The sequence below is a fragment of the Ensifer adhaerens genome, from assembly GCF_002940685.1.
In the GTDB taxonomy this organism is placed as follows: Bacteria; Pseudomonadota; Alphaproteobacteria; order Rhizobiales; family Rhizobiaceae; genus Ensifer; species Ensifer adhaerens_E.
Genome location: NZ_PNFP01000010.1, coordinates 234,666 through 258,025 on the forward strand (window position 1 = coordinate 234,666; position 23,360 = coordinate 258,025).

A 23,360-nucleotide genomic window follows, 5' to 3' on the forward strand; every position below is an offset into this window, starting at 1 on the left:
AGCGCCCGGCATGGCGGCGCATCCATGGCGCAGGGTGTTGAAAGAAAACGGATATTCGCGAGCGTGGGCGCGCAGAAGCTAGCCCGGGGTCTTGGCGCGGAAAATACGGCAGGTGTCGTATTTCGTCAGGCGGATATGGCGCCTGCATGCCGTTTGTCCGTCAGATCGAGCCGTTCATCGAAAAGGCCGCGGCCGCCGTTCTTGTTTGCTTGACCGCGCCGGCACGCGGTGGCGGTAATCGCCTCTCGTCCCATTCTGCCTGACAATCAACGCCGCTCCCCCCATCCCCACCATGCAATATTTCGACGATATCGATAGAGCATTGGCTGCGACGACCCTCGGTGAGCTGACCGGGATCGCGTCCCAGGTTTCGGGGCGGCACGGCTTCAACCACTCCGCCTATGCGGCCAGGCTCCGCAGCCGGCCGGGAAGCGGCAGACCGAACTACCACAGCTTCAACGATTTCGCGCCGGAATGGGGGCGGACATACGAAGTCCTCGACGACGATCGGATCGCCGACCGTGACGCGCGCGTTCTGCACGTGCGCGCCGGCATGCCGTCGACGGCGTGGAATGTCGACGGGCGTGTCGGCTTCACCGAGCGGATGATCGGCCAACTGGCCGGTGGCATCCTGCGCAGTGCCGGTGAGCACGGGATCACCTCCGGCATCACGGTTCCCGTCGGCGCCCCCGGCCTTTCCTGGTCGTTCATGACGTTTACGACCGATGCGACGAAGGATCTTCGCGATCTTCTGCCGACACTGCCATCGCTCACCTATTTCGCGAGCTGCCTGCATGTCGCGATGGCGCGGCTGCAGGGCTGGGACGAGAAGCGGCCGGATCTGTCGCAGCGCGAGATTGAAGTGCTGCATTGGGCCGCCGTCGGCAAGTCATCCTGGGAAATGTCGATGATCATCGGCGTCAGCGAGAGAACCGTGAACTTTCACCTCTACCAGGCAGCGCGCAAACTCGACGTGAAAGGCCGTAGGGCCGCTTGCGCGCGGGCAACGGCGCTCGGCCTCATTCATCCGTAGTTTCAGCCACCGCCGCAACCTGGCCGGGCCGCTGTCAATTTTGACAGTAGCCCGGGTTCTGAGCGGCTGTTAGCCGTTGGTCGCGGGCGCCGCAGGGCGCTTCGAGCGCAACCAATGGAGGTGGCACATGCGAGCACTTTCCAGGCTTTTCGTCGGATCTCTGGCGCTGGTCGGCATCGTCGTCCTGGCCGCATCGCCCGTGTTCATTGCTCCAGCGCTCGCCAACATTGTGCCGGCAACCGAAGTCCGTATGTTGCGCACTGCTGCGACGCTTGAGCAGCCTACGACGGGAACGCGGGTCTTGCGCCATGCCGAAACAGCGGGCGAGGTCGCGCTGGTCCGCTGCTTGACCATCTTCGGAATGATGATCGCCTCCTGGAGCATGGCGCTGGTAACCTTCTCCGGCATATCCGGCCCCGGCACCCGAGTGCGAACAACACGTGCGGGCGACTGATCGCAGGACGGTTGCGAAAGCGTCGAAGAGGGGCGGTGGATCCCATCCAGCGCCCCTCCGCTGTCTTTACTGCGCCGGCCGGCTTTCGGCAGGCAGCACGGCCGCCGGCGATCCGGCAGCCGGCTGTGTGGTGCTTTCCACCGGCGGCACCGGCGAGCGGGTGCGCAGGCTCTCGGCGCGGTGACGGCCGACGGATACCCAGAACAGCGCGACGAGCGCTGCGACCGTCACCGTCACGGTCACATAGCGGATCCAGGTCGGGGCGTGGCCGCCCGGGTCGATGTGCTTCTCGTCGATCTCGCGCTTGCGGGTGATCGCGGCCGAATAGAACACGATCGTCGAGATCACGAAGATCAGCGACCAGCGCGTCTGCTCGCCGTCCGAGCCGATCAGCGCAACGAGGCTGTAGATCGCCGCCGCGAGACCGATGACGACGTACCAGTTGTAGGTGCTTGCCGGCATCTTCTTGTAGCCGAGCACCTTGATGGAGATCGCCGAGTAGATATAGGGCAAGAGCGTCATGATCACCGCGATCGAGGCGATCTTGCCGAACTGCTCGCTGGCCGTCGGCGACATTGTCGCGAAGACCTGCACGGTCATGATCACTGCGACGATCGCCAGGCCGGCCGAGGGAACACCCTTGGAATTGACCTTGGCGAAGATCGAGCCGAAGAGCCCGTCATCGGCCGCAGCCTTTGCCGTCTGCCCGACGAGCAGCGTCCAGCCGGCAAGCGAGCCGAGGCAGCCGAGTGCTGCGCAGATCGCAACGACGGCACCCGCCGTATCGCCGAGCGCCAGGCGTGCGGCGTCTGCGAAGGGGGCGGAGGATGCAATCAGCTCCTTGTTCGGGATCATGCCCATGATCACTGTCGACGACAGGATATAGGCGACGGCGGCGAGAATGACGCCGCCGACGGTCGCGATCGGAACGTTGCGCTGCGGGTCCCGCACGACGCCGGCCGACACCGACGCGCTTTCAACGCCGATGAAGGCCCAGAGCGTGAAGTTGAGCGTCGCCATGATCGCCGCCCAGCTGTCCTTGCCCGACACGTTCCAGCCCTCGGAGAAGGTTGCCGGCGAGAACCAGAACCAGCCGAAGATCGCCATGCCGAGGATCGGCACCAGCGCGAAGGAGGTGGTGAAGGACTGCAGCCGTCCGACGACGTTTGGTCCGAGGATGTTGGCGTAGGTGAAGAACCAGATCAGCGCCACCTGCGCCAGCGCGGACACCAGCGGATCGCGCAGCATCGGGAAGAAGGCGGTGAGGTAACCGAGACCGGCGACCGCCAGGCCGACATTGCCGACGACGTTGGCGAGCCAGTAGATGAGGTTGGTCTGGTAGCCCATGTAGTCGCCGAAGGCCTTGCGCGTATAGGCATAGGGCCCGCCGGCGGCGGGATCGATCGCCGCCAGCTTGGCGAAGGTGAGCGCCAGCGCAATCGCGCCGGCAATGGTGATCAGCCATCCGAAGACGGCGATGGACCCGACCGCGGCAAGGTTTGCCGGCAGCATGAAGACGCCGGAGCCCATCATGTTGCCCGCAACCATCAGGGTCGCGGGCACAAGGCCGATCTTGGCGGAGTCCGCCACACCCGAAGATGTGGCCTTGGATGCGGTATCGACAGCAGCCATGTTCGTTGCTCCTGAGGCCGGTTCAACGGGTCAAGACATAGACACGGTAGAGGCCGTCCTCGACCTCCACCCCGTGCGTGTCGTGGGTGAAGCCCGGAAAGCGGAGATCGTAGGCCTCCAGCGCCTTGAGATAGCCGAGGACCGGCCCGTCGGCCGGGCCGGCATTTTCGCCCGGCATCAGAAGCGGAATGCCCGGCGGATAGGGCACGACACCGGTTGCGACCGTGCGGCCGGCCAGCTGGTCGAGCGTCACCTGTTCCACCTCGCCGCGCACCAGCCGCTCATAGGCGCGCACGGGGCTCAGGTCCGGATGCGGCAGCACGGAGAAACCGGCGGCCATGGAGGCCGTGGTCTTCAGCTGGTCCATCGCCGAAAACATCGTGTCGGCGAGATCCTTGAGACCCATGCCGGCGTAACGTTCCGGGTGGTCCTCGATCAGCGACGGGATCGCCACTTCGAGGGTGAGGTTGGCGTCGTAGTCGCGCTTGAAGTCGCAAAGCGCGCTGACGAGCGAGCCCCATTTGCCCTTGGTGATGCCGAGCGAGAAGAGGAAGAGAATGGTGAAGTCGGTCGTCTTCTCGACGACGATGCCGCGGGCATCGAGATAGGCGGTGACGAGGCTTGCGGGAATGCCGACCGGCATCAGCCCGCCGCCCGGTGCAACGCCCGGGGTGACGATCGACACCTTGATCGGGTCGAGCATGCAATAGCCGTCCTCGATCTCGCCGAAGCCGTGCCAGGCGGCGCCCGGCTTCAGCACCCAGCAGGATGGATCGCTCGTAAGCGCTTCCGGCGAAGCCTCGTGGAAGGCGCTGGTGCGGCCGGTCTTCGGGTCGCGCACGGTGTCGGGTTGCCAGCAATCGAAGAACCAGTCCCCACGTTCGGCCGCGTCGTTGGCGAGCCGCGACATCATCAGGCGGAAGGCGACCGCTTCCTCGATCGATTCGTTGGTGAGCGCCGCCCCGCCAGGGCCGTCCATCATTGCCGCCGAGACGTCGTTCGAGGCGATGATCGCGTAGTTCGGCGAGGTCGAGGCGTGCATCATGAACGTCTCGTTGAAGATCCCGTGCGGGATCGGCTTGCGGCCGTCGCGCACGTGGATGAAGGATGCCTGCGAAAGCGCCGCCAGGAGCTTGTGCGTCGACTGGGTGGCAAAGACCGTGGGCTTGTCGGCGGTATGCGCCTTCGGGTCGCCGTGCATCGCATGGCGATCACGATAGATCGGGTTGAAGCGGGCGTAGCCGTACCAGGCCTCGTCGAAATGCAGCCGGTCGACGCTGGCGCCGAGCAGTTCTTCCACGCGGGTGACGTTGTAGCAAAGCCCGTCATAGGTGGAATTGGTGATGATGGCGTGCTTCGGCTCCCGGTCCTTGAGATCGGCTGCAAGCGGGTTCTGGTCAATCGCCTTGCGGATGGCCACGGCCGTCAGTCGTTCCGGCGGGATCGGGCCGATGATGCCGTAGTGGTTTCGGGTCGGCACCAGATAGGTCGGCACGGCACCCGACATGGTCATCGCGTGCTCCGCCGACTTGTGGCAATTGCGGTCGCACAGCGCGATCTGGTCGCGGCTGACGCTTGCCATCAGGATCACGCGGTTGGAGGTCGAGGATCCGTTGGTGACGTGATAGCTGCGGTGCGAGCCGAAGACGCGGGCGGCATATTTCTCACTGGCGCCGATCGGTCCGGAATGGTCGAGCAGCGATCCGAGTTCGCCGACCGAGATCGAGAGGTCCGAGCGCAGCAGCGGTTCCCCGAAGAATTCGAAGAAAGCGCGGCCGGGCGGCGACTTGAGGAAGCCCGTGCCGCCGGTATGGCCCGGCGTATGCCAGGAATATTCGTGCACCTGCGAGAACTGGGCGAGCGCCTTGAACATCGGCGGCAGCACGGTTGAACGATAGCGCTCGATTGCCGCCTGGATGCGGCCGCCGACGAAATCCATCGTGTCCTCAAGCATCCACACGAAGTCGTCGACCTTCGCCATGATTTCGGCCGGAACGGACGAGGCGGCGCTGCGGTCGGCAAGCAGGAGCAGCGGAACGGTGCCGTTGCGCCTGCGCAGCGCCTCGACGACTTCGATGGACTGCTCGTGACCTTCCGGGCCGAGGTCCCAGTCGATGAGGACGCATTGGAGAGCGGGGTCGGACCTGATCACCGCAATGCCGTCATCGGCGCTTTCTGCGGTCACCACCTCGATCTGGCGGCGCTCGAGTTCAGCGATCAGCGACCGCACGGCGCGGCCTGCCGCACTTTCCTCGCTGATCTCGTCATCCAGAACGAGTGCTTTCATGCCGAGACGGCGGTGACCCCTGTTCAACGTGCTCATATCCAATCCTCTCTCTAGTTCGGTGCTAGGTGCAGGTGGGGGTATTGTTTTTGACGTCAGCCTTTGGATGGCTCCTTCCTCTCGACTGACAGATAGACGGGCAGTGCCACGAGCAGCAGCAGCAGGCACCAGAGGCCTGCCTGAGGTCCGCTGCCGTAGACTGTCCAAAGCGAAAAGACGAAGGCGACCAGCGCGTAGGGCTTGTAGGGGCCAAGGCGGATGCCGGCCCACTCATTGTCCCGTGGACGCGTGAGTGCCAGGAACAGCGCGCCTTCGACAAGGCTGCAGAACACGTAAGGCACCATGGCCGCCGTGGTCGAAAGGTCGACGGCGAAGCGATAGACGGCCATCAGCCCCGAAACGCCCGAGGTCTGCAGCACGAGAAGCGCCGAGGCGAGCAGCATCGAGACGACGATGCCCCATTGCGGCACGCCGCGGCCGGAGAGGCGACCGAAAACCGGCGGGAACAATCCATCGCGGGCCGCCGCCATCGGCACCTGTGCCATCAGCAGCGTCCAGCCGTTGAGTGCGCCGATCGACGAAAGCACGACGGCGGCCGCAACCAGCGTGCTTCCCCACCAGCCCCACATCATGAAGGCCGCATCGGAGAAGGGAGCGGCGGAACGCGCAAGCGTCTCGCGCGGGACTGTCCCCATCACGACAAGCGTGCCGAGGATGAAGATCAGGCCGCAGCAGAGCGTGCCGAGCACCGTCGCCCGCGGGATCGTGCGCTTGGGATCATCGACATCGCCGGCCGGCACGGTCGCCGATTCTATCCCGAGGAAAGCGAACATTGTCAGCGGCGCGGTCGCCGAGATCAGACCGAGGATGGAAAGGCCGCTCGGGTTGACGGGGGTCAGGTTCTGCGGCTCGACCCAGAAGAGGCCGAGGAGGGCAATCGCGATGAAGGGCACGAGCTTCAGGCCGACGGTCACGATCTGGAAACGGCCGGCGCTGCTGACGCCGAACATGTTGATGGCGGCCACCAGCCACATGGCGGCGAGCGAAACCGCTGTGAAGCCGCCCGGAACATGCCGCAGATGCGGGAAGAACACGCCGAGATAGCCGGTGAAGGCCATGGCGATCGCCGGAAGAGAGGCCCAGATCGAAATCCAGTAGGCCCAGGCGACCAGAAAGCCCGCGAACGGCCCGAAGGCCATGCGGCTATAGGCATAGGGGCCACCGGTGGCGGGCCTGACGCTGGCGAGCCTGGAGAAGACGAGGCCGAGGCACATGGCTGCGACCGCCATGCCGATCCAGCCGACGAGAGCGGCGGCGCCATAGGGCGCGAGAGCTGCGGGCGAGAGGTAGAAGCCGGAGCCGATGATGTTGCCGACGACGAGCGCGGAGCAGGCCCAGATGCCGAGGCTCGGCCGTACGGTCGCTTCGGGGGTGGTCTGCGCAGTCCTGCCTGAGGTTGCATCAAGCGGCTTCGTCATGGATGGGGATGCTCCCTTGCCAAAGACGAGGCGAACTTATGAACTGTTTCTTATGGTTGCAACTGCTTTATTTCACTCGACTATCAGTCGCCACGCTGGCTCCATGTGCTCATGCGGAAAGCCGCATTCGGAACATAGCTTCACGACCGACCGCGAAGGCTGGCGTTGCAGGCTTCTCATGAAACTATTCCATTTTTGCGATGCCGTTTTGCCGCCGATGGAGGTAGGGTCGCCTGCGACGAAATGACTGCTTCGCGACCGGGGCGATCGGCGGGGGAAATGACGAAAAAATGACAAATATCAATCGCTTGCGGCTTCGGGACCTCGGTTTCCGGCCGGGTGTTTACGAGCCGGGTCCGCTCAACGCGATTACCGATGTCTCGGGCGTCGCCGTCGGCCACGCCACCGTCTTCGACGCGGACCGAATCCGCACCGGCGCGACCGCCATCCTGCCGCATGACGGCAACCTCTTTCAGGACAAGGTGCCGGCCGGATTCGCCGTGCTCAACGGCTTCGGCAAGTTCGCGGGCTCGACCCAGGTCGAGGAGCTCGGTGAGCTGGAAACGCCCATCGTTCTCACCAATACGCTGGCGACCGGGCGCGCCATCGAGGCGATCAATCGCTGGACCCTGGCGCAGCCGGGAAACGAGAAGGTCGTGTCGCTGAACGCGGTCGTCGGTGAGACCAACGATTCCCGCCTCAACGACATCCGCGCCGGTCGACCGACGGTCGACGAGATCGGCGCCGCGCTTGCCGCCGCGAAGGCCGGTGCCGTGGAAGAGGGGGCTGTCGGTGCCGGAACCGGCACGGTTGCCTTCGGCCTCAAGGGCGGCATCGGCACGAGCTCGCGTCTCGTGAAGGCGGCAGGCGCGGTCTTCACCCTCGGCGTGCTCGTCCAATCCAACTATGGCGGGCGGCTCAGTGTCTGCGGCCGCGCCTATGAGGCGCCGGCGACACACGATCGCGACGGTTCGATCGTCATCGTGGTCGCGACCGACGCGCCGCTTTCGGCTCGCAATCTCAAGCGTCTCGCCGAGCGCGCCTTCGGCGGCCTTGCCCGCACGGGGGCGGCACTCAGCAACGGCTCCGGCGACTACGCGCTTGCCTTCTCGACGGCCCCAGCCGTCCGCCGCACCAAGGCACGGCGGGCCGCGATCACCGATTTCCCCGACCTCCCGAACGACCTGATGTCGCCGCTGTTCGAAGCGGCGATCGAGGCGACCGAGGAGGCGATCCTCAATTCGCTGACCATGGCGTGCACGACGCAGGGCTTCAACGCCGCGAACGGCAAGCCGAGCACGGTCGAGGCGATCTCGCTCGAACGGCTTCGCGCGCTTAGCGAACACTGAACTTGCGCTCGTGGATCGCAGTCGCTGTCCATAAGCTTATGCCAAAAGCCAACGTCCACGGAGCCCATATGTCCCAGTCGCCCATCCGCATCGTCTATCTCAACGGCGAGTTCCTGCCGGAGAACGAGGCCCGCCTCTCGATCTTCGATCGCGGCTTCCTCTTCGGCGACGGCATCTACGAGGTCACCGCCGTGCTCGACGGCAAGCTGATCGACAGCGCATCGCACATGGCGCGGCTGGAACGCTCGGCGCGTGAAATCGATGTGCCGCTGCCCGTATCGACCGACGAGATCGTTGCCATCGAGAAGCGGCTGGTCGAAGAGAACGGCCTTGTCGAGGGCATGGTCTATCTGCAGCTCACCCGCGGCGCCGAGGACCGCAATTTCCTGTTTTCCGAGGATATCAAGCCCACACTGGTGCTCTTCACCCAGGCCAAGACACTGGTGAACGTGCCCGCCGCCACAAAGGGCCTTTCGGTCAAGACCGTGCCCGACCAGCGCTGGGAGCGCCGCGACATCAAGAGCGTGTGCCTGCTGCCGCAGGTGATCGCCAAGCGCATCGCCAAGGAGGCGGGCTGCGACGAGGCCTGGATGATCGAGGACGGGTTCGTGACCGAAGGCGCGTCCTCCACCGCCTATATCGTCACCGCGGACAACCGTATCGTCACGCGAGGCAACAGCCATAAGACGCTGCCGGGCTGCACGCGGCTTGCCGCGCTGGCGCTGGCGCGCGAGCAGGGAATGACGCTCGAAGAGCGCCCTTTCACCCTCGACGAGGCGTTGAACGCCCGCGAAGCCTGCCTCACCAGCGCCTCGAATTTCGTTGCGCCGATCACCCGCATCGACGGCAAGCCCGTTGGAAGCGGCGAGCCGGGGCCGGTCGTCAAACGTCTGCGTGAACTCTATCTGGAGCACGCGCGGCGGACGGCGATCTAGTGCAGGTGCTTAAGCTTGTCGGGATTTCGAACGATGTAAATTGCCGTAATGCTGTCCCCCTGGATATCCAAGGCTGTCGTCGAGAATTCGCCGTCGGCCTCTTGTGTGATGAACCCAGGTAGTCCGCAAATGAAAGCGAGACGAACAAGTCGCGATTCATTTACTCCGAACAGCCTCGCGAGTTCGGCCTGAAGCTTCATAACCGCTTCGTGTCCCACGATGGGCGCTGCTGCTGCAGGGCGCTTACCACCACCGTCTGCATGTACGCTCACGTCGGCGGCGAGCATTTCCCGGAGCGCTGTTAAATCGCCGCTGCGGGAAGCGGTATAGAATGCCTGCGCGATCTCAAGGCCGCGCTGCTTCTCAACCTGAAATCGCGGCCGAGCCTCGCGGATATGCCTACGACCGCGCGCCGCGAGTTGCCGGCAGGCCGCGATGTCTCGTTCGAGAGTTTGTGCAATCTCATCGAAAGCGAGGCCGAAGACATCGTGCAGCAAGAACGCTGCACGTTCGAGCGGCGTGAGCCGCTCAAGAGCCAACATAAGCGGGAGCGTGACGTCGTCCTCTTCGTTGTCGCCAACGATCGGGTCAGGAAGCCAAGGTCCGAGGTAAGTCTCGCGCTGGCGGCGTGCGGATCTAAGCTGGTCCAGGCAGAGCCGTGTGACTGTCCGGCGCATAAAGGCTTCGGGCTCGCGAATATCGCTGCGGTCGATCGCAATCCAGCGAGCGAACGCTTCTTGCACGATGTCCTGCGCATCATGGACTGAGCCGAGCATGCGATATGCAACGCGGACGAGTTTGGGATGCAGCAGCTTAAATGTCGCTGCCGCATCCGCAATATTTCCAATCGCGCTCAAGCGGCGGCGGCCGTTTGAGCCTTCAGTGCGGCCGGATCAGCCCAGCCGCCGAAGCCGACGGCGATGCGGTTCCAGCCGTTGATGACGATGATCGTCATCGTGAGGACCACCTGCTCCTCGTCCGAGAAGTGCTTCTTCAATTCCTCATAGGCTTCCACGTGGGTATGGCCCTCGGAGAGCCGAGTGAGCGCTTCCGTCCAGCCCAACGCGGCACGTTCCCGTTCGCTGTAGCAGGGTGCATCACGCCAGGCAGCAACAAGGTTGATGCGTTGTTCGGTTTCACCGTTCTGGCGAGCCATGTACGTATGGATGTTGATGCAATTGGCGCAGCCATTGATCTGCGACGCGCGGATTTTGATGAGTTCCGCGAGGTCGGGATCAGCCTTTTCGATGAGGCTGACTGAGCTGCCGTACCACTGTTTCATCAGCGTAGGGGCGGCAGCAAGGGGATCGAGTCTTACGGTCATTGCGCGTTCCTTTTTGGTTTCCGCAATGTCATGACGATTGAGCCGCGCCGAAAGTGACATCCGGCCAGAAGAAACTCACCGATACTTAGGTTCGGGATCGTTCGCAGTTCGTCCTTGCGAGTCTGGGCTATCCGCTCAGGCAATTGCCTCCAGGCTCTGCCAGACGCGGCCGACGACGGGGCGGCGATTATCCTTGGCGCGATAGAGCCGGATCTCGACGCTGACGTCCCAGCGCGGTTCGGCGGCTCTCACCAGCGCGCCCTTTGCGAGTTCGTTCGTCATCAGGCTCTCGGGAACCCAGGCGATGCCCCAGCCGGCCTCTGCCATGGCTTTCAGCCCGACCGACATGCTGCCTTCGTGCACCCTTTGCGCCGGCGGCAGGTCGGGGCCTATCAACTCCTCGAGGAGTTGGCCGAAGAACGAGGACTTTTCGTAGCTCAGATGCGCAAAGGGCTTCGCTCCGCCTTCGAGCAGATGCATGGGCGCACCTGTCTCGCTCGCGGCCGAGATGGGGAGGATACGCTCGTGCCCGAGCACGCGGTGTTCGAAGGCCTCGGGGTCGAGCAGGTGCGGGACCTGGGTGTGTGCATAGGTGAGCAGGAAGTCGCATTCGCCGTCGACCAGCGAGTTGAGGTTTTCCTCCATGCTGCCGGAGTCCGGGCGAAGCCGTGAGAAGAGCGGGCCGGCCTTGGCGTTGACGCGGCTCATCCACGCCGGAAAGAAGGTGAAGGAAAGCGTGTGCAGCGCCGTCAGCTTGATGGTGCGGGCATCGGAGCCCTCCTCCTGCTGCAAGTTGCGCCGCGCCTGATAGAGCTGCTTCAGCGTTTCCTGCGCCACCGGCACGAATTTCGCGCCCGCCTCTGTAAGGCGCGAGGGATAGGTCGCCCGGTCGACGAGCGTTGCCCCGAGCCAGGCCTCGAGCTGCCGGATGCGGCGGCTGAAGGCGGATTGGGTCACGTGCCGCTCGTCCGCCGCCTTGGAAAAGTTCAGCGTGCTGGCAAGCGCCAGAAAGTCCTCAAGCCATTTGATTTCCACGGGCATGCACTCCAGAAGTCCGGTCCGCACAGCCATTCGCCGGGGAACGGGCTTCTTTGCGGCAGCGCCCGCGCGTCATCAAGAAAAATCAGGCGTGGCGACGATATTCGATCATGCGAGCGCGGCTCGACACCAGTTCGAGCCGATCGGGACCAAGCTGATGCAGGCAGACGCGCTTGACCCAGGGGCCGTCGTTCAGTGTGAACAGGAAACGACCGTTGCCGAGTGCCGTCAGCCTCATGGTCTGGCGGGTGGGGCCGATGCCCATCAAGACCGCACCATCCTCGATGGTGAACTCCGCGCCTTCGGCCGAGCGCCAGACACCGGACAGAGCCGTCGGCACCGGCCCGTCGGTGACGGCCGGAAGGAAACGCCGTGCAGCATGGCCGACTTCGCCGGCAAGGGCCGGGCCGTCGCGATGCAGCCGGAGGGGGGATGAGGCGGAGCGAGACGAGGCCCGGCCGTCGCCGTCGTCATAGAGCGTCTCCTCGGCGTCGAGATAGGTGCAGGTGCTGCCTTTGACCTCGATCCACCAGGGACCGCTCTCCGTCACGTAGAGGCCGTCGCCGAGGCCGGTAGCCGGGGTCGGCAACGGAAGTCCGGTGAGCGTCGCCATGCTTTCGAGCGCGATCTTGTAGCCGTTGGTGTCCTCCCGGTTGGAGACGACGACGAAGCCGGCGCGGGTTTCGGGGTCGAGCAGGAAATAGCTCTTGTAGCCGGGGTGCGAGCCACCGTGACCGACGAATTCATGTCCGCCGAGAAAGGATTTGCGCAAGCCGAGGCCGTAGCCGGTCGGTCGACCGTCGGCAAGAAACCGGGTCGCCAGCAGTTTCTGCAAAAGACCGGCGAAACGGCCTTCGCCGCTGGCGAGCGCCTGCAGCCAGGTGGCAAGCGCGCGAGCGCTGCCGGTCAGGCTGCCCGAGGCGGAAATGTGCAGCCCGGCGGCCGAGAGCTGCCAGCTTTCGCCCGAGTGCCAATAACCGGGAACGAGGTCCTTCACCGGATCGTTCCAGACATCAGGTGCCTTCAGCGCGATGCCGAGCGGCCCGGCGATTTCCCTTTGGATGAAATCGTCGAAGCGAAAACCCTTGCGCTCCAGCGCCGCTTCGACGAGGCGATAGCCGGTGTTCGAATAGGAGACCTCGGTGCCGGCTGTGAAATTCAGCCGCTCGAGCCGCGAGATGTAGTCGAGCAGCGGCCCAGCCTTGGTTTCCGTATAGACGGACAGGCCCAGCAGCGACAGGCATTCGCGGGTATCCGGCAGGCCACTACTCATGTCGAGCGCCTGTCCGACCGTCACCTCGGCGAGCGGCGAACGCAGTTCCGAAAGGTGCCGGCCGAGTGGATCGTCAAGACCAATGATGTCGGCATGTGCGAGCACCATCGCCGAGAAGACATGTTTGGTGAGGGACGCATAACGCACGACGCTGTCGGCCGTGAACGGGGCGAACGTCGCGAGGCTCTCGACGCCGCCCGCATGCGAGAAGCGCAATCCGGATGCGTCGAAACCGATGACGGCGCCTCCCGGCTCGTACGTCGCCCATGCTGCGGTCAGCCGCTTTGCGGTTGCTTCGGCGGCGTGCCAATCAAGCGTTGCCGGCTTCGTCATGTTCATTCTCCGTCCCGTTCGCGGAGCGTCCCCGCGCATTCTCCGACTAAGCACGACAGCCGGGCCGCCGCCAATTCCGATTCCGGCAGGGCCTATGCACGGTTTGCATTTGCCCGGCCGGCTCGCGCCGGGTTAGGGCAGCGGGGAAAAGGGGTGCGGTTCCCGTCTTCAGTGTCTATGGTCCGCCTGCGACTATTCATGAGTCGCGCGCAGGACAACAGGTTGAGAAAGCGATCCAGAATTGGCGACGCAAGTGAAAATCCCGGTCTTTGACGGTCATAACGACGTGCTGTCGCGGCTCTGGCGCTCGCCGGGCGCAGCACCGGAACGCCGTTTCCTCGATGGCGTCGATACCGGGCATATCGATCTCGACAAGGCGGAGGCGGGCGGCCTTGCCGGCGGTCTCTGCGCCGTCTACGTGGCGTCGCCCGGTCTTGCCAAGGATGGCAGCGGCGAGTTCGCAACGCCCGACGAGGGTAGCGCACTCGAAGCGACCCTCGGCATGGCGAGCCTGCTGATGCGGATCGAGCGCCAGTCGCAAGGGCGGCTGAAGATCTGCCGAAGTGCGGCCGATATCCGTGACGCCATGGCGAGCGGCGCCTTTGCCTCGGTGCTGCATATCGAGGGCATAGAGGCCGTCGGCGCCGATCTCGACGCGCTCCATGTGCTTCACGCCGCGGGCCTGCGCACGCTCGGCCCCGTCTGGAGCCGGCCGAACATCTTCGCCTATGGCGTTCCCTTCCGCTTTCCCTCCTCGCCCGATATCGGCCCGGGCCTCAGTGAGGCGGGCAAGGACCTGGTGCGCGCCTGCAACGAGCTGAAGATCATGCTCGATCTCTCGCACATGAACGAACAGGGCTTCTGGGATATTGCCGGGTTGTCGGAGGCGCCGCTCGTCGCCTCGCATTCCAACGTTCACGCGCTCTGCCCGCACAGCCGCAACCTGACGGACCGCCAGCTCGACGCGATCAGGGACACGGGCGGTCTCGCCGGCATCAATTTCGGCGTGCTGTTCCTGCGCTCGGATGGGGTCAAAAACCCGGATACGCCGTTGACGCTGCTTGCCGACCACATCGACTATATCGTCAATCGTATCGGCATCGAGCATGTCGCGCTCGGCTCGGACTTCGATGGCACGACGATCCCGGAGGCGATGCGCAGCGCGGCCGATTTGCCGCTGCTCGTCGAGCTTCTGCGTGACCGCGGCTACGACGACGCAGCACTTGCCAAGATCTGCCACGGCAACTGGATCCGCGTGCTGGAGACGACCTGGGGCGAATGAGCCCGAGGTCGTTTCGGTCGAAGCGGGCGCGTTTTGCCGCGTCAGCCGCGGCTATGTCCTTGAAGCGATCGGCAGGGCTTCGAGCAGTACGGCGATCGCCGCATCGACGGTGGCCGAGCGTCGATCCCGCGCGAAAAGCCCGTATTGCACGGCAAGCGGCTTCGGAACGCCCGATGAAGCCGGCAGCGCCCGCATCGTGCCGGCGCGCATCGCTTCCGGCGGCAGCAGGCCGATGCCGAGCCCGTTCTCGATCGCGGCCTGAAGCGCCGTGATGCTCTGGCTGGTAAAGGTAATCCGGTGTTCCCGGCCCTCGTCCGCCAGCGTCTCGATCATGCGCCGGCGCCAGAGGCAGGGGGCTGCGAAGGCAACGAGGTCGACCGGCTGCGTTTCGTCGAAAGCGTAGTCCGTCGCGCAGGCCCATTGCAGTTCGACATTCCAGGTGGTCAGCGCGTCGGCAGTAACCACCGACGTCGGCACGACCATGATGTCGAGATCGCCTTCGGGCCAGGTCTTGCCGAGCGTCACGCATTGCTCGACGACCACGTCGAGCCGGATCTGCGAATAACCGCGACGCAGCCGCCCGAGCGCCTCGGGCAACGTGGTCGTTGCCACTTCCTCGGCAAGCCCGACCCGCACGCCACCGCTCAACTCCGCCTGTCGCAAACGTGCCGCCGCTTCGTCGCCAAGCGCCAGCATGCGGGTCGCGTATCCCAGGAACAATTCGCCCTCCGGCGTCGGCACGACACCGCGACCGGTGCGGTTGAAGAGTTGGCGCCCAAGCAGGTCCTCAAGCCGTCGCATCTGCATGCTCAGCGCCGATTGGGTGCGGCCGGTTTGAGTGGCGACGCGGTTCAGACTGCCTTGCCGGCAGACCGCGACGAAGCTGCGCAAGAGGTCGATGCCGATCTGATCTGATATCATGAATCCTGAACTCTGTTGTCAGTGATATCAGTCTACAACGGGAACTGCCGTGTGGCTATCTTTCAGATGTGACCAGCGAGGAAGGCTCGAAGCGACATGGCCGCATCAGGCAGATCGGCATCGACCGTCGGCTGGAGCCTGCCGGGGCAAGCCAACCCAACCAGAGGAAAAATCCATGAAAGCAATCCGCGTGCATCAGCATGGCGGGCCTGATGTGCTCGCCTATGAAAATGTCGAATTGGGTAATCCCGGCCCCGGCGAGGTCCGGGTGCGCAACCGGGCAATCGGCGTCAATTTCGTCGACATCTATCTCCGCCGCGGTTCCTATCCGCCGCCACAACTGCCGTTCATTCCCGGCAAGGAGGGAGCGGGCGAGGTCATCGCCGTCGGGTCGGGTGTCGAGGGCTTCAAGCCGGGCGACCGCGTCGCCTATGCCGAGGCGCTCGGCGCCTATGCGGACGAGCATAATGTGCCGGCGCATTTCCTGGTGCATCTGCCTGATGGTATCGATTTCGAGACGGGGGCCGCGATGATGCTGAAGGGCCTGACGGCGCAATATCTCCTGCGCCGCACGTTCCGTGTTAAGGCCGGGCACACGATCCTGGTCCACGCGGCGGCGGGCGGCGTCGGCCTCATCCTGACGCAATGGGCGAAGCACCTGGGGGCAACGGTCATCGGCACCGTCGGCTCGCCCGAAAAGGCCGAGCTGGCGCGGGCCCATGGCGCCGACCACGTGATCGATTACAGCGCGGAGGATTTCGCCGCCCGTGTTCGCGAGATCACCAAGGGCGAGGGGGCCGATGTCGTCTACGACGGCATCGGCAAGGCGACGTTCGAAGGGTCGCTCGACAGTCTGCGTCCCTTCGGTCACTTCGTCAGCTTCGGCGCCGCCTCCGGCCCGATCCCGCCCTTCGACATCACGACGCTGGCGCGCAAGGGATCGCTCTATGCCACCTGGCCGCTGTTGCCGGCGCATCTTTCGCGGCGCGAGGACGTGACCGCGATGAGCAAGGATCTGCTCGACGTCGTGGGAAGCGGCGTGGTGACGATCCCCGTGCACGCACGCCTGCCGCTGGCAGAGGCAGCCGAAGCCCATCGTCGGCTCGAAGACCGCCAGACGACGGGCGCCATGGTGCTGCTGCCTTAGTGCGTGCCACGCCAGCTATCTTCGTATTCGCGACGGGACCTTAGGGATGGGCGCCGATTGCGGCGCCCGCACCGTCGAACAGCGAGGACCGGCTCTCGTCGATCCGGATGCCGACGGCCTCGCCGACGCGGAACGGCGTGTCGGCCGGCGCGCTGACATTGATGAGACCCAGCCGGCCGGCACGAACGAAGACGCTCATATTGCCGCCGAGATACTCGCTTGCCTCGACGACGCCGCGGCAATGACCGCTTTCCGGCGCAACCAGCGCCAGGTGTTCGGGTCTTGCCCCGAGCTGCTCGGGCGCGGCCATGCCCGGCATGGCAAGCGTCAGATTGCCTTCGCCGCTGAGGTCGAGACGGTCGCCCTGATCGCGTCGGCAGGGCAAGAGGTTCATCTTCGGGCTGCCGATGAACTGCGCAACGAACAGGTTCGCCGGCCTTTCGTAGAGGTCTCTCGGGCGACCCTGCTGCATGATCCGCCCGTCCTTCATCACCACGATCCTGTCGGCCAGCGTCATCGCCTCCACCTGGTCGTGGGTCACGTAGATCATGGTGGCGCCGAGCGTGCGATGCAGCTTGGCGATCTCAAGCCGCATATCGACGCGCAACGCCGCATCGAGGTTTGACAACGGCTCGTCGAAGAGAAAGCCGACCGGCTCGCGCACGATCGCCCGCCCGATGGCGACGCGCTGGCGCTGGCCGCCGGAGAGCTCCTTCGGATAGCGGTCGAGCAGGGGCGTGAGCTTCAGCGTTTCCGCCGCCGCCTCGATCTTGGCCCTGGCGGTTGCCGACGGCACCTTGGCGAGCCGCAGGCCGAAGCCCATGTTCTGCCGCACGGTCATGTGCGGATAGAGCGCATAGGACTGGAAAACCATGGCCAGCTGGCGATCGACCGGCGAAGCCGACGTCACGTCCCGTCCATCGATCAGGATCTGGCCGTCGGTCGTCGCCTCGAGGCCGGCGATCATGCGCAACAGCGTTGACTTGCCGCAGCCGGAGGGCCCGACGATGACGACGAATTCACCGTCGGCGATCTCGAGGTCGAGCTCCCGGATGATCTCCACTGCGCCATAGCGCTTGCCGGCTTTCTTGAGCGAAATCGTTCCCATGCATGTCTCCTCAAATATCAACCCTTGACCGCGCCGGCGGTCATCGATCCGCTGATCTGGCGGTACATGACGAGGCCGAGCAGCATTGGCGGCAGGGCGCCGACGATCATCACGGCGGAGGCAACGCCCCACTGCACGCCGCCGCCGCTTGCGGCAAAGAAGAACGACGCCCCGACGGTGACTGGAACCGCCTTTGAGGTCGTCAGCATCAGGCCGAAGAGGAATTCGTTCCACGCGGTGATGAAGCCGAAGATCAGGCTGGTGACGATTGCCGGACGGCAGAGCGGCGTCACGACCTTGATGAGGATCTGCGTGCGGTTCGCACCATCCATGAGGGCTGCCTCGTCCAGTTCCGCGGGCAGGTCGCGGATGGCATTGACGAGAATGACGAGCGCCAACGGCAGGTTGACGATCGTCAGGATCAGCCCCAGGCCTAGGCGCGTGTCGAGCAGCGCCAGCCACTGGAACATCATGTAGAGCGGGATGGCGAAGATGATCAGCGGCACGGCGCGCAGATTGACGATGAAGGGCAGAAGCGTGCGTTCGCCGATCCGGCCGCGGGCGATCGCGTAGGCGGCGGGAAGCGCCAGCGCCACGGCAAGCACGGTTCCCATCAGCGCCACAGTGAGGCTGTTGAACAGATAGAGGAAGATGTTCAGCCGGTCGGAGACCTCGAACACGGTGCGGTAGTTCTCAAATGTCGGAGCCTGGACCCAGAGACCGGGATTGCCGGAAAGCTCGCGTGCACTCTTGAACGAGGTGGAAAGCGTCACCAGCACCGGGAAGTTCAAGGCGATGGCGGCAACAGCGAATACGAACCAACGGAGTATCGTGATCATCGCTTGGCTCCTTTCCGCCGGCTGGCGAGCGCATTGAGACCGTAGAGCACGGCGAAGGAGGCGACGAACAGGACGACCGAGGCGGCGACGGCCTTGCCGATGGCACCCTGCTTGAAGAAGGCCTCGTAGATGTAGATCGACAGCGACGCCGTCGAACCGCCCGGGCCGCTGCCGGTCAGCACATAGACGTTGTCGAAGACGCGGAAGCCGTCGATGAAGCGGATGAGCAGGGCGGCAGCAATCGTCGGTCCCATCATCGGCAGCTCGATGAACCACAGGCGCTGCAGGCTTCGTGCCCCGTCCATGGCGGATGCTTCGGCAATCTCGGAGGGGATCGCCTGATAGGCCATGTAGAAAAGCAGCAGCGTGAACGGTGTCCATTGCAGCGTTTCGACGACGACCAGCGTCCAGAAGGCGGAGCCGGGTCCGAGGAACGAGATGCTGGCGCCGAAATAGGTCCAGAGATAGTAGGGCACGGGGCCGACGAATTCGTGCAGGACGAGCCGGTACATGAGCCCGACCAGCGCTGGCGCAACCATCAGCGGCAGCATCAGGATCGCCATCAGCCAGCTCCGCCTTTCGATCAGCGGTGACAGGAAGATCGCGAGAAACAGACCGAGCAGGCATTCGAGAACAGCGGTCAAGAGGCCGAAGCGCAGAGAGAACCAGCTCGCCTGCCAGAAGGCTGCGTCGCTCCAGACCGAGAGGAAGTTCGCAAGCCCCGTGAACCTCGGCTGGCGGAGCGTCTCGAAGGTAACCTCGGAGACCGAATAGATCAGATTGACGAGGGCCGGGAACCCCAGGAACACGAGCAGGAAGAGGACGAGCGGCGTGGCGAGCAGCCGGAACTCGGGGGCATTGGTTTGCGGTCTGGCTATCGTCATGGCACCGATCTGTGTCTGTTGTCCGGAGGGCAAAGGAACGGCAGGTACTTTTTTCGGTCCCCCCGTGCCTTGGCAGGAAACCACCCAGCCCAGATCCCGGACTGAAGGCATTCCGCGCTGCGGAGGCGGCGCACGCGGATCCCGTGCAAAGCACCGGGATGAGGGCGGAGAAGCATTCCCATTACGCGTGCTTGGTGCGGGGTTGCGGCCTCCGCGAGGACGCCGCAACCCCGTCCCTTACTTCAGCAGGTCCGCCATGCCCTTTTCGGTGTTGGCGAGCGCATCGTCGATCGACTGCTGGCCGGACCAGTAGCCGGTGAACTCCTTGGCCTGCAGTTCATAGACTGACAGTGCCTTGGCCGAGGTGGCGCCGCTCATGACGTAACCATACTTGCCGGCGAATTCGCCGAGCTTGACGAGGTCAGGCCGGGATTCCGCAACCTCGGCGACCACCTCCGGCGTCAGGGCCGGTGCGCCGTTGTTCTTGGCGTAGGTCAGGGCGGCTTCCTTGGACGACAGCCACTTCAGGAACTTGGCCGCACCGTCCTTGTTTTCGGCATTCTTGTTGAGGCCGAAGCCGAGGCCGTGGATATGGGTGAAGCGCCCTTCCGGACCTGCAGGCGGCGCCACCGTTTCGGTGACGTCGGCAACAGCCGGTGACTTCTCCTTGCTGGTCAGATCGCTGGCGGCCGCATTCCACTGCAGCATGGCGGCCACCTGTCCGGAGGCAAAGGCGGCATTCGCCTCGGCAAACTCGTAGGACAGCGAGTCCTTCGGCGTCGCGCCGTTGTCATAGAGCAGCTTGTAGATCTCGAGGCCCTTGCGGTAGGCATCGGAGTTCACGGTGATCTTGCCGCTGTCGTCCATCCAGTTCGCACCATAGGCGCGCGGCACCGACTGCCAGACCATGATGTTGAACAGCAGGTTCTTGAGCTGCAGCACGGTGCCGTAGCGCGTCGGGCTGTCCGGGTTGACGGCTTGTGTGAAATAGAGCGCGGTGGCGGCGTAATCGTCCCAGGTCCATTCGTCCGGGGTCTTTGGCTCCAGCTTCTTGCCGAGGTGCTTTTCCGAGATCTCGGCATATTTCGCCTTGCCGGCGTCATCCTTCAGCAGCGCCTCGATCAGGTCCTTGCGGAAGTACATGAAATGCAGCGAGAGATCGGTCGGCACGCCATATTGCTTGCCCTCGTACTGCATGGTCGACAGCACGGAGTCGCCGTAGACCGATTTTGCTTCGCCTGAAAGCTCGACCGGCTCCATGAACGGCGCGTAGCGGCCGATCGAATAGGTGGCGAGCAGGTTGAGGTCGAAGGCCTTCGAGCCGGCGGCGAGATCGGCCTGCAGCTTGTCCCAGAAACCGTCGCGGTTGAAGAACAGAAGTTCGACCTTGTCGTTCTCGGCAACGTCGGACTTGGCGTTGTAGGCATCGGCCGCGGCGCGCAGCGCCGTCTCTTCCGGGCCGCCCGGCCAGCCGAGCACCGTTACTTCCGCAAGGGCTGGCGTGGCCGCCAGCAGGCCCGCAATGCTCGCCGCCGCAAGCAGCGCGCGTCGTTTCGTGGTCGCAAATGTCATTTTTGGTTCTCCCTCAAGTTTTGTTGACGCTCTGCAAGATCAGCGATGCCAACCACCCCCGCATTCTCCCCAAGGGCGGCGGCATGCAACGATGGCCGAAGGCGTAGCGGCACTGGCTCCAGTGCGCGTTCGACGGCGGCGAGATAGCCTTCGGCCAGGCCGATACTGCCGCCGATGACGATGCGTTTCGGGTCCAACGTCAGCTGGATGTTGCGGCAGAGCAGAGCGGTTCGCTCCGCGGATGTTGTAACGATGCGCTTGGCCCAGGCCTCGGCATTTCGGGCCGCGGCAAAGACGTCGCGCGCCGTGGCGCCCGATTGGTGGGGCGCAGCCTCCCTGGCGATCCAGTGGCCGGATACGCGATCTTCGAGCACGTCATCGGGCCATTCGACACTGCGCGACTGGCCGAAGTGTCCGGCGAGTCCTTCGAGCAGGCGCCCGTTCAGGATGATGCCGCCGCCGATGCCGGTGGAGATCGTCAGGAAGACCATGTCTTCGCGACTGCCGGCGCCAAAGGCGTATTCGCCCCAGGCTGCCGCATGGGCATCGTTTGCAGCCAGCACCGGCACGCCTGCCAGCTGCCCGATCGTCTCCGTCAGCGGAAAACGATCGGGGATGTCGAGGGTCTTGCGGTTGAGCGCCGACCAATGGCCGTCGTCGACGATACCGGTGACCGCGGCGCCGACCGCGCCGTAGGCGCCGCGCCAGGGCTCGATCGCGCCGAAAAGGGCGGTGAGCCACTGCCCCGGATCGCCTGCGCGGGGGGTCGGCATCCGCAGCGTGTCGACGATCTCTGTCCCCCGGACGAGGGCGGCCAGCATCTTCGTGCCGCCGACGTCGATCGCGAGAACGGTCCGGGGCTCAGCCATTTTCAGACCTCGCTTCCGGCAAGCGTCTGGTCGAGCGCCTGCCTGAACCAAGACGTCACGTGCTCTGGCCGCGTGATCGCGGAGCCGACGACGACGGTGAAGGCCCCGGCCTGTAGCGCCTGGGCGGCCTGTTCGGGCGTGCGCACGCAGCCCTCGGCGACCACGTGAGGGGTCAGCCTGGACATGGCGGCGATGAGGGCGAAGTCCGGTTCGGTCGGCTCGACCGGTCCGGTGTAACCGGCAAGGGTGGAGCCGACGATGTCGGCGCCTTCGGTAAGGGCCCGCTCGGCGTCGGCGAAAACCGAGCAATCGGCCATGGCGACCTTGCCGGCTGCGTGGATGCGCTCGATCAGCGTTCTGGTCGCGACCGGCCGTTCGCGGGCGGTGGCATCATAGGCGATGATATCGGCGCCGGCTTCCGCCAGGGCATCGACGTCCTCGATGAAGGGGGTGATGCGGATCGGCGAGGTCTCAAGGTCACGCTTGACGAGACCGATGATCGGGCGATCGGTCGCCTGGCGCACGGCGCGAACATAGTCCGCGGATTCGATGCGAAGGGCCGTTGCGCCGCCGTCGAGTGCTGCCAGCGCGAAACCGACAACCATGGCGGCATTGTCCATCACGCCGCCCTTCACCGGTTGGCAGGAAACGATCAGGCCGTGCTTGAGGCTATGGATGTCGAAGGTCACGCAGGCTCTCCCAATGGAGGCCTCACGGTATCAGTGTAAGACCAGATTGCAACAGGAATTATACTGGTATTATCGCATCAGTTCGATGACGAAATCGTAGACGTCGCCCCGGTACTTGGTCTGGGTGAACTCGACGATCTGCCCGTCGGCCAAGAAACAGCGCCGCTCCATGACGAGCAGGCTCGTATCCTCGGGCGTTGCGAGCAGGCGCCGCTCCTCCTCGCTCGCAGGCTTTGCCTGCATGCGCTGCAGCGCCCGAACGGGAAGCGCCCCGTGGGCGGCCAGATATTCGTACAGCGATGCGCCGATTGCGTCGGGATCCGGCACGAAGCGGGCGGGAAGCGACGCCGTTTCGATCGCGATCGGGGTGTCGTTGGCCGTTCTCAAGCGCCGGAGGCGTACGATTTTTTCTCCCGCGGGAATGCCGAGTGCCATCATTTCGGCGGGTGATGGACGGCTGATTTCGCGCGAAATCCAGGTGCAGCCGGGCTCAAGGCCACGCGAGCGCATATCTTCGGAGAAGCTCGTCATCGTCGCCAGCGACTTCTCGACGCGTGAGGAAACCACGGTCTTTGCGCCCTGGCGACGGTCGAGCAGGCCGTCGGCGACGAGCCCTTCGATCGCCTTGCGCACGGTGACGCGCGAGATCGAAAGGCCCTCGCTCAAGTCCCGTTCGCTGGGAATGACCGCGCCGCGGCGAAGGGTCGACGCATTGATCGCCTGCTTGATCGCCTCTTCCAGGCGACGGTAGAGCGGCTCGCCGCTGTCGCCCGACATGGCGCGTGCAAGAAAATCGAGAGTTGCTTGATCGCTCATGAGGACCACCTTTTCGAGATGAGTCCTTATGCAAAATTTTTTGTCGGTTTTAAACTGGTATTATCAGCTGGGTTCATGCGAGTGCCGATTTGTCGCCTCA

19 protein-coding genes and 1 pseudogene are annotated in these 23,360 nt (G+C 64.5%); 6 read left to right on the forward strand and 14 right to left on the reverse strand.

The features are described 5' to 3' along the window. Positions 1–322: 322 nt before the first annotated feature. Positions 323–1,033 carry a helix-turn-helix transcriptional regulator gene (locus C1A35_RS37095; protein WP_158665111.1) on the forward strand — a complete coding sequence of 237 codons (711 nt, stop codon included), beginning with the start codon at positions 323–325 and terminating at the stop codon, positions 1,031–1,033. 127 nt (positions 1,034–1,160) lie between these two features. Beyond that, positions 1,161–1,487: a hypothetical protein gene (locus C1A35_RS20560; RefSeq protein WP_104666096.1), complete on the forward strand. Its 327-nt coding sequence runs from the start codon at positions 1,161–1,163 to the stop codon at positions 1,485–1,487. A 66-nt stretch (positions 1,488–1,553) separates the two neighbouring features. Here the strand turns inward: C1A35_RS20560 and adiC are convergent, their stop codons facing one another. The 3 genes from adiC to C1A35_RS20575 are packed head-to-tail and all read right to left on the reverse strand — an operon-like array spanning position 1,554 to position 6,881. Then, positions 1,554–3,119 (reverse strand): arginine/agmatine antiporter, encoded by a 1,566-nt coding sequence (gene adiC, locus C1A35_RS20565; RefSeq protein WP_104666097.1) that lies wholly within the window; start codon positions 3,117–3,119, stop codon positions 1,554–1,556. 22 nt (positions 3,120–3,141) lie between these two features. Beyond that, a complete protein-coding gene (locus C1A35_RS20570; RefSeq protein WP_104666098.1) occupies positions 3,142–5,442 on the reverse strand; it encodes an Orn/Lys/Arg decarboxylase N-terminal domain-containing protein in 2,301 nt (766 codons plus the stop codon). Between the two features lie 56 nt (positions 5,443–5,498). Further along, positions 5,499–6,881, reverse strand: coding sequence for an amino acid permease (locus tag C1A35_RS20575; RefSeq protein WP_104666099.1), 1,383 nt, complete (start codon positions 6,879–6,881; stop codon positions 5,499–5,501). 290 nt (positions 6,882–7,171) lie between these two features. On the opposite strand from C1A35_RS20575, the gene C1A35_RS20580 reads away from it, so the two are divergent. Both C1A35_RS20580 and C1A35_RS20585 read left to right on the forward strand, forming a co-directional pair. Next, on the forward strand, positions 7,172–8,230 hold the full coding sequence (locus C1A35_RS20580; protein WP_104666100.1) for a P1 family peptidase: 1,059 nt from the start codon (positions 7,172–7,174) through the stop codon (positions 8,228–8,230). Between the two features lie 68 nt (positions 8,231–8,298). Continuing rightward, positions 8,299–9,165: a D-amino-acid transaminase gene (locus C1A35_RS20585; RefSeq protein ID WP_104666101.1), complete on the forward strand. Its 867-nt coding sequence runs from the start codon at positions 8,299–8,301 to the stop codon at positions 9,163–9,165. Here C1A35_RS20585 and C1A35_RS20590 read toward each other — a convergent pair. From C1A35_RS20590 to C1A35_RS20605, 4 genes are all read right to left on the reverse strand, one after another. Next, positions 9,162–10,022, reverse strand: coding sequence for a sigma-70 family RNA polymerase sigma factor (locus C1A35_RS20590; RefSeq protein ID WP_104666102.1), 861 nt, complete (start codon positions 10,020–10,022; stop codon positions 9,162–9,164). The genes C1A35_RS20585 and C1A35_RS20590 overlap by 4 nt on opposite strands. Beyond that, entirely contained in the window at positions 10,019–10,489 is a 471-nt protein-coding gene (locus C1A35_RS20595; RefSeq protein ID WP_104666186.1) for a carboxymuconolactone decarboxylase family protein, read from the reverse strand. The genes C1A35_RS20590 and C1A35_RS20595 overlap by 4 nt, the downstream gene beginning before the upstream one ends. 135 nt (positions 10,490–10,624) lie before the next feature. Further along, positions 10,625–11,524: a LysR family transcriptional regulator gene (locus tag C1A35_RS20600; RefSeq protein WP_199772985.1), complete on the reverse strand. Its 900-nt coding sequence runs from the start codon at positions 11,522–11,524 to the stop codon at positions 10,625–10,627. 88 nt (positions 11,525–11,612) lie between these two features. Then, a complete protein-coding gene (locus tag C1A35_RS20605) occupies positions 11,613–13,133 on the reverse strand; it encodes a serine hydrolase domain-containing protein (protein ID WP_104666187.1) in 1,521 nt (506 codons plus the stop codon). Positions 13,134–13,374: 241 nt separating this feature from the next. On the opposite strand from C1A35_RS20605, the gene C1A35_RS20610 reads away from it, so the two are divergent. Continuing rightward, positions 13,375–14,415: a dipeptidase gene (locus C1A35_RS20610; protein WP_104666104.1), complete on the forward strand. Its 1,041-nt coding sequence runs from the start codon at positions 13,375–13,377 to the stop codon at positions 14,413–14,415. Between the two features lie 51 nt (positions 14,416–14,466). On the opposite strand, the gene C1A35_RS20615 is transcribed toward C1A35_RS20610, so the two are convergent. Then, positions 14,467–15,336 (reverse strand): LysR substrate-binding domain-containing protein, encoded by an 870-nt coding sequence (locus tag C1A35_RS20615; RefSeq protein WP_104666105.1) that lies wholly within the window; start codon positions 15,334–15,336, stop codon positions 14,467–14,469. Between the two features lie 175 nt (positions 15,337–15,511). On the opposite strand from C1A35_RS20615, the gene C1A35_RS20620 reads away from it, so the two are divergent. Next, positions 15,512–16,483: a quinone oxidoreductase family protein gene (locus C1A35_RS20620; protein WP_104666106.1), complete on the forward strand. Its 972-nt coding sequence runs from the start codon at positions 15,512–15,514 to the stop codon at positions 16,481–16,483. 40 nt (positions 16,484–16,523) lie between these two features. On the opposite strand, the gene C1A35_RS20625 is transcribed toward C1A35_RS20620, so the two are convergent. The 6 genes and pseudogenes from C1A35_RS20625 to C1A35_RS20655 all read right to left on the reverse strand — a co-directional run bounded on the left by C1A35_RS20625 (position 16,524) and on the right by C1A35_RS20655 (position 23,260). After that, positions 16,524–17,591: an ABC transporter ATP-binding protein gene (locus C1A35_RS20625; RefSeq protein ID WP_104666107.1), complete on the reverse strand. Its 1,068-nt coding sequence runs from the start codon at positions 17,589–17,591 to the stop codon at positions 16,524–16,526. A gap of 17 nt (positions 17,592–17,608) precedes the next feature. Continuing rightward, complete coding sequence (locus C1A35_RS20630; protein ID WP_104666108.1) at positions 17,609–18,430, reverse strand: carbohydrate ABC transporter permease; 822 nt, start codon at positions 18,428–18,430, stop codon at positions 17,609–17,611. Continuing rightward, entirely contained in the window at positions 18,427–19,314 is an 888-nt protein-coding gene (locus C1A35_RS20635) for a carbohydrate ABC transporter permease (RefSeq protein ID WP_104666109.1), read from the reverse strand. The genes C1A35_RS20630 and C1A35_RS20635 overlap by 4 nt, the downstream gene beginning before the upstream one ends. A gap of 237 nt (positions 19,315–19,551) precedes the next feature. Continuing rightward, positions 19,552–20,886, reverse strand: a complete 1,335-nt coding sequence (locus tag C1A35_RS20640) for an ABC transporter substrate-binding protein (RefSeq protein WP_104666110.1) — start codon at positions 20,884–20,886, stop codon at positions 19,552–19,554. Further along, a pseudogene (locus C1A35_RS37355) lies at positions 20,883–22,375 on the reverse strand (putative N-acetylmannosamine-6-phosphate 2-epimerase). Before C1A35_RS37355 ends, C1A35_RS20640 begins: the two are co-directional and overlap by 4 nt. 138 nt (positions 22,376–22,513) lie before the next feature. After that, positions 22,514–23,260, reverse strand: a complete 747-nt coding sequence (locus C1A35_RS20655; protein ID WP_104666112.1) for a GntR family transcriptional regulator — start codon at positions 23,258–23,260, stop codon at positions 22,514–22,516. Positions 23,261–23,360: the final 100 nt, after the last annotated feature.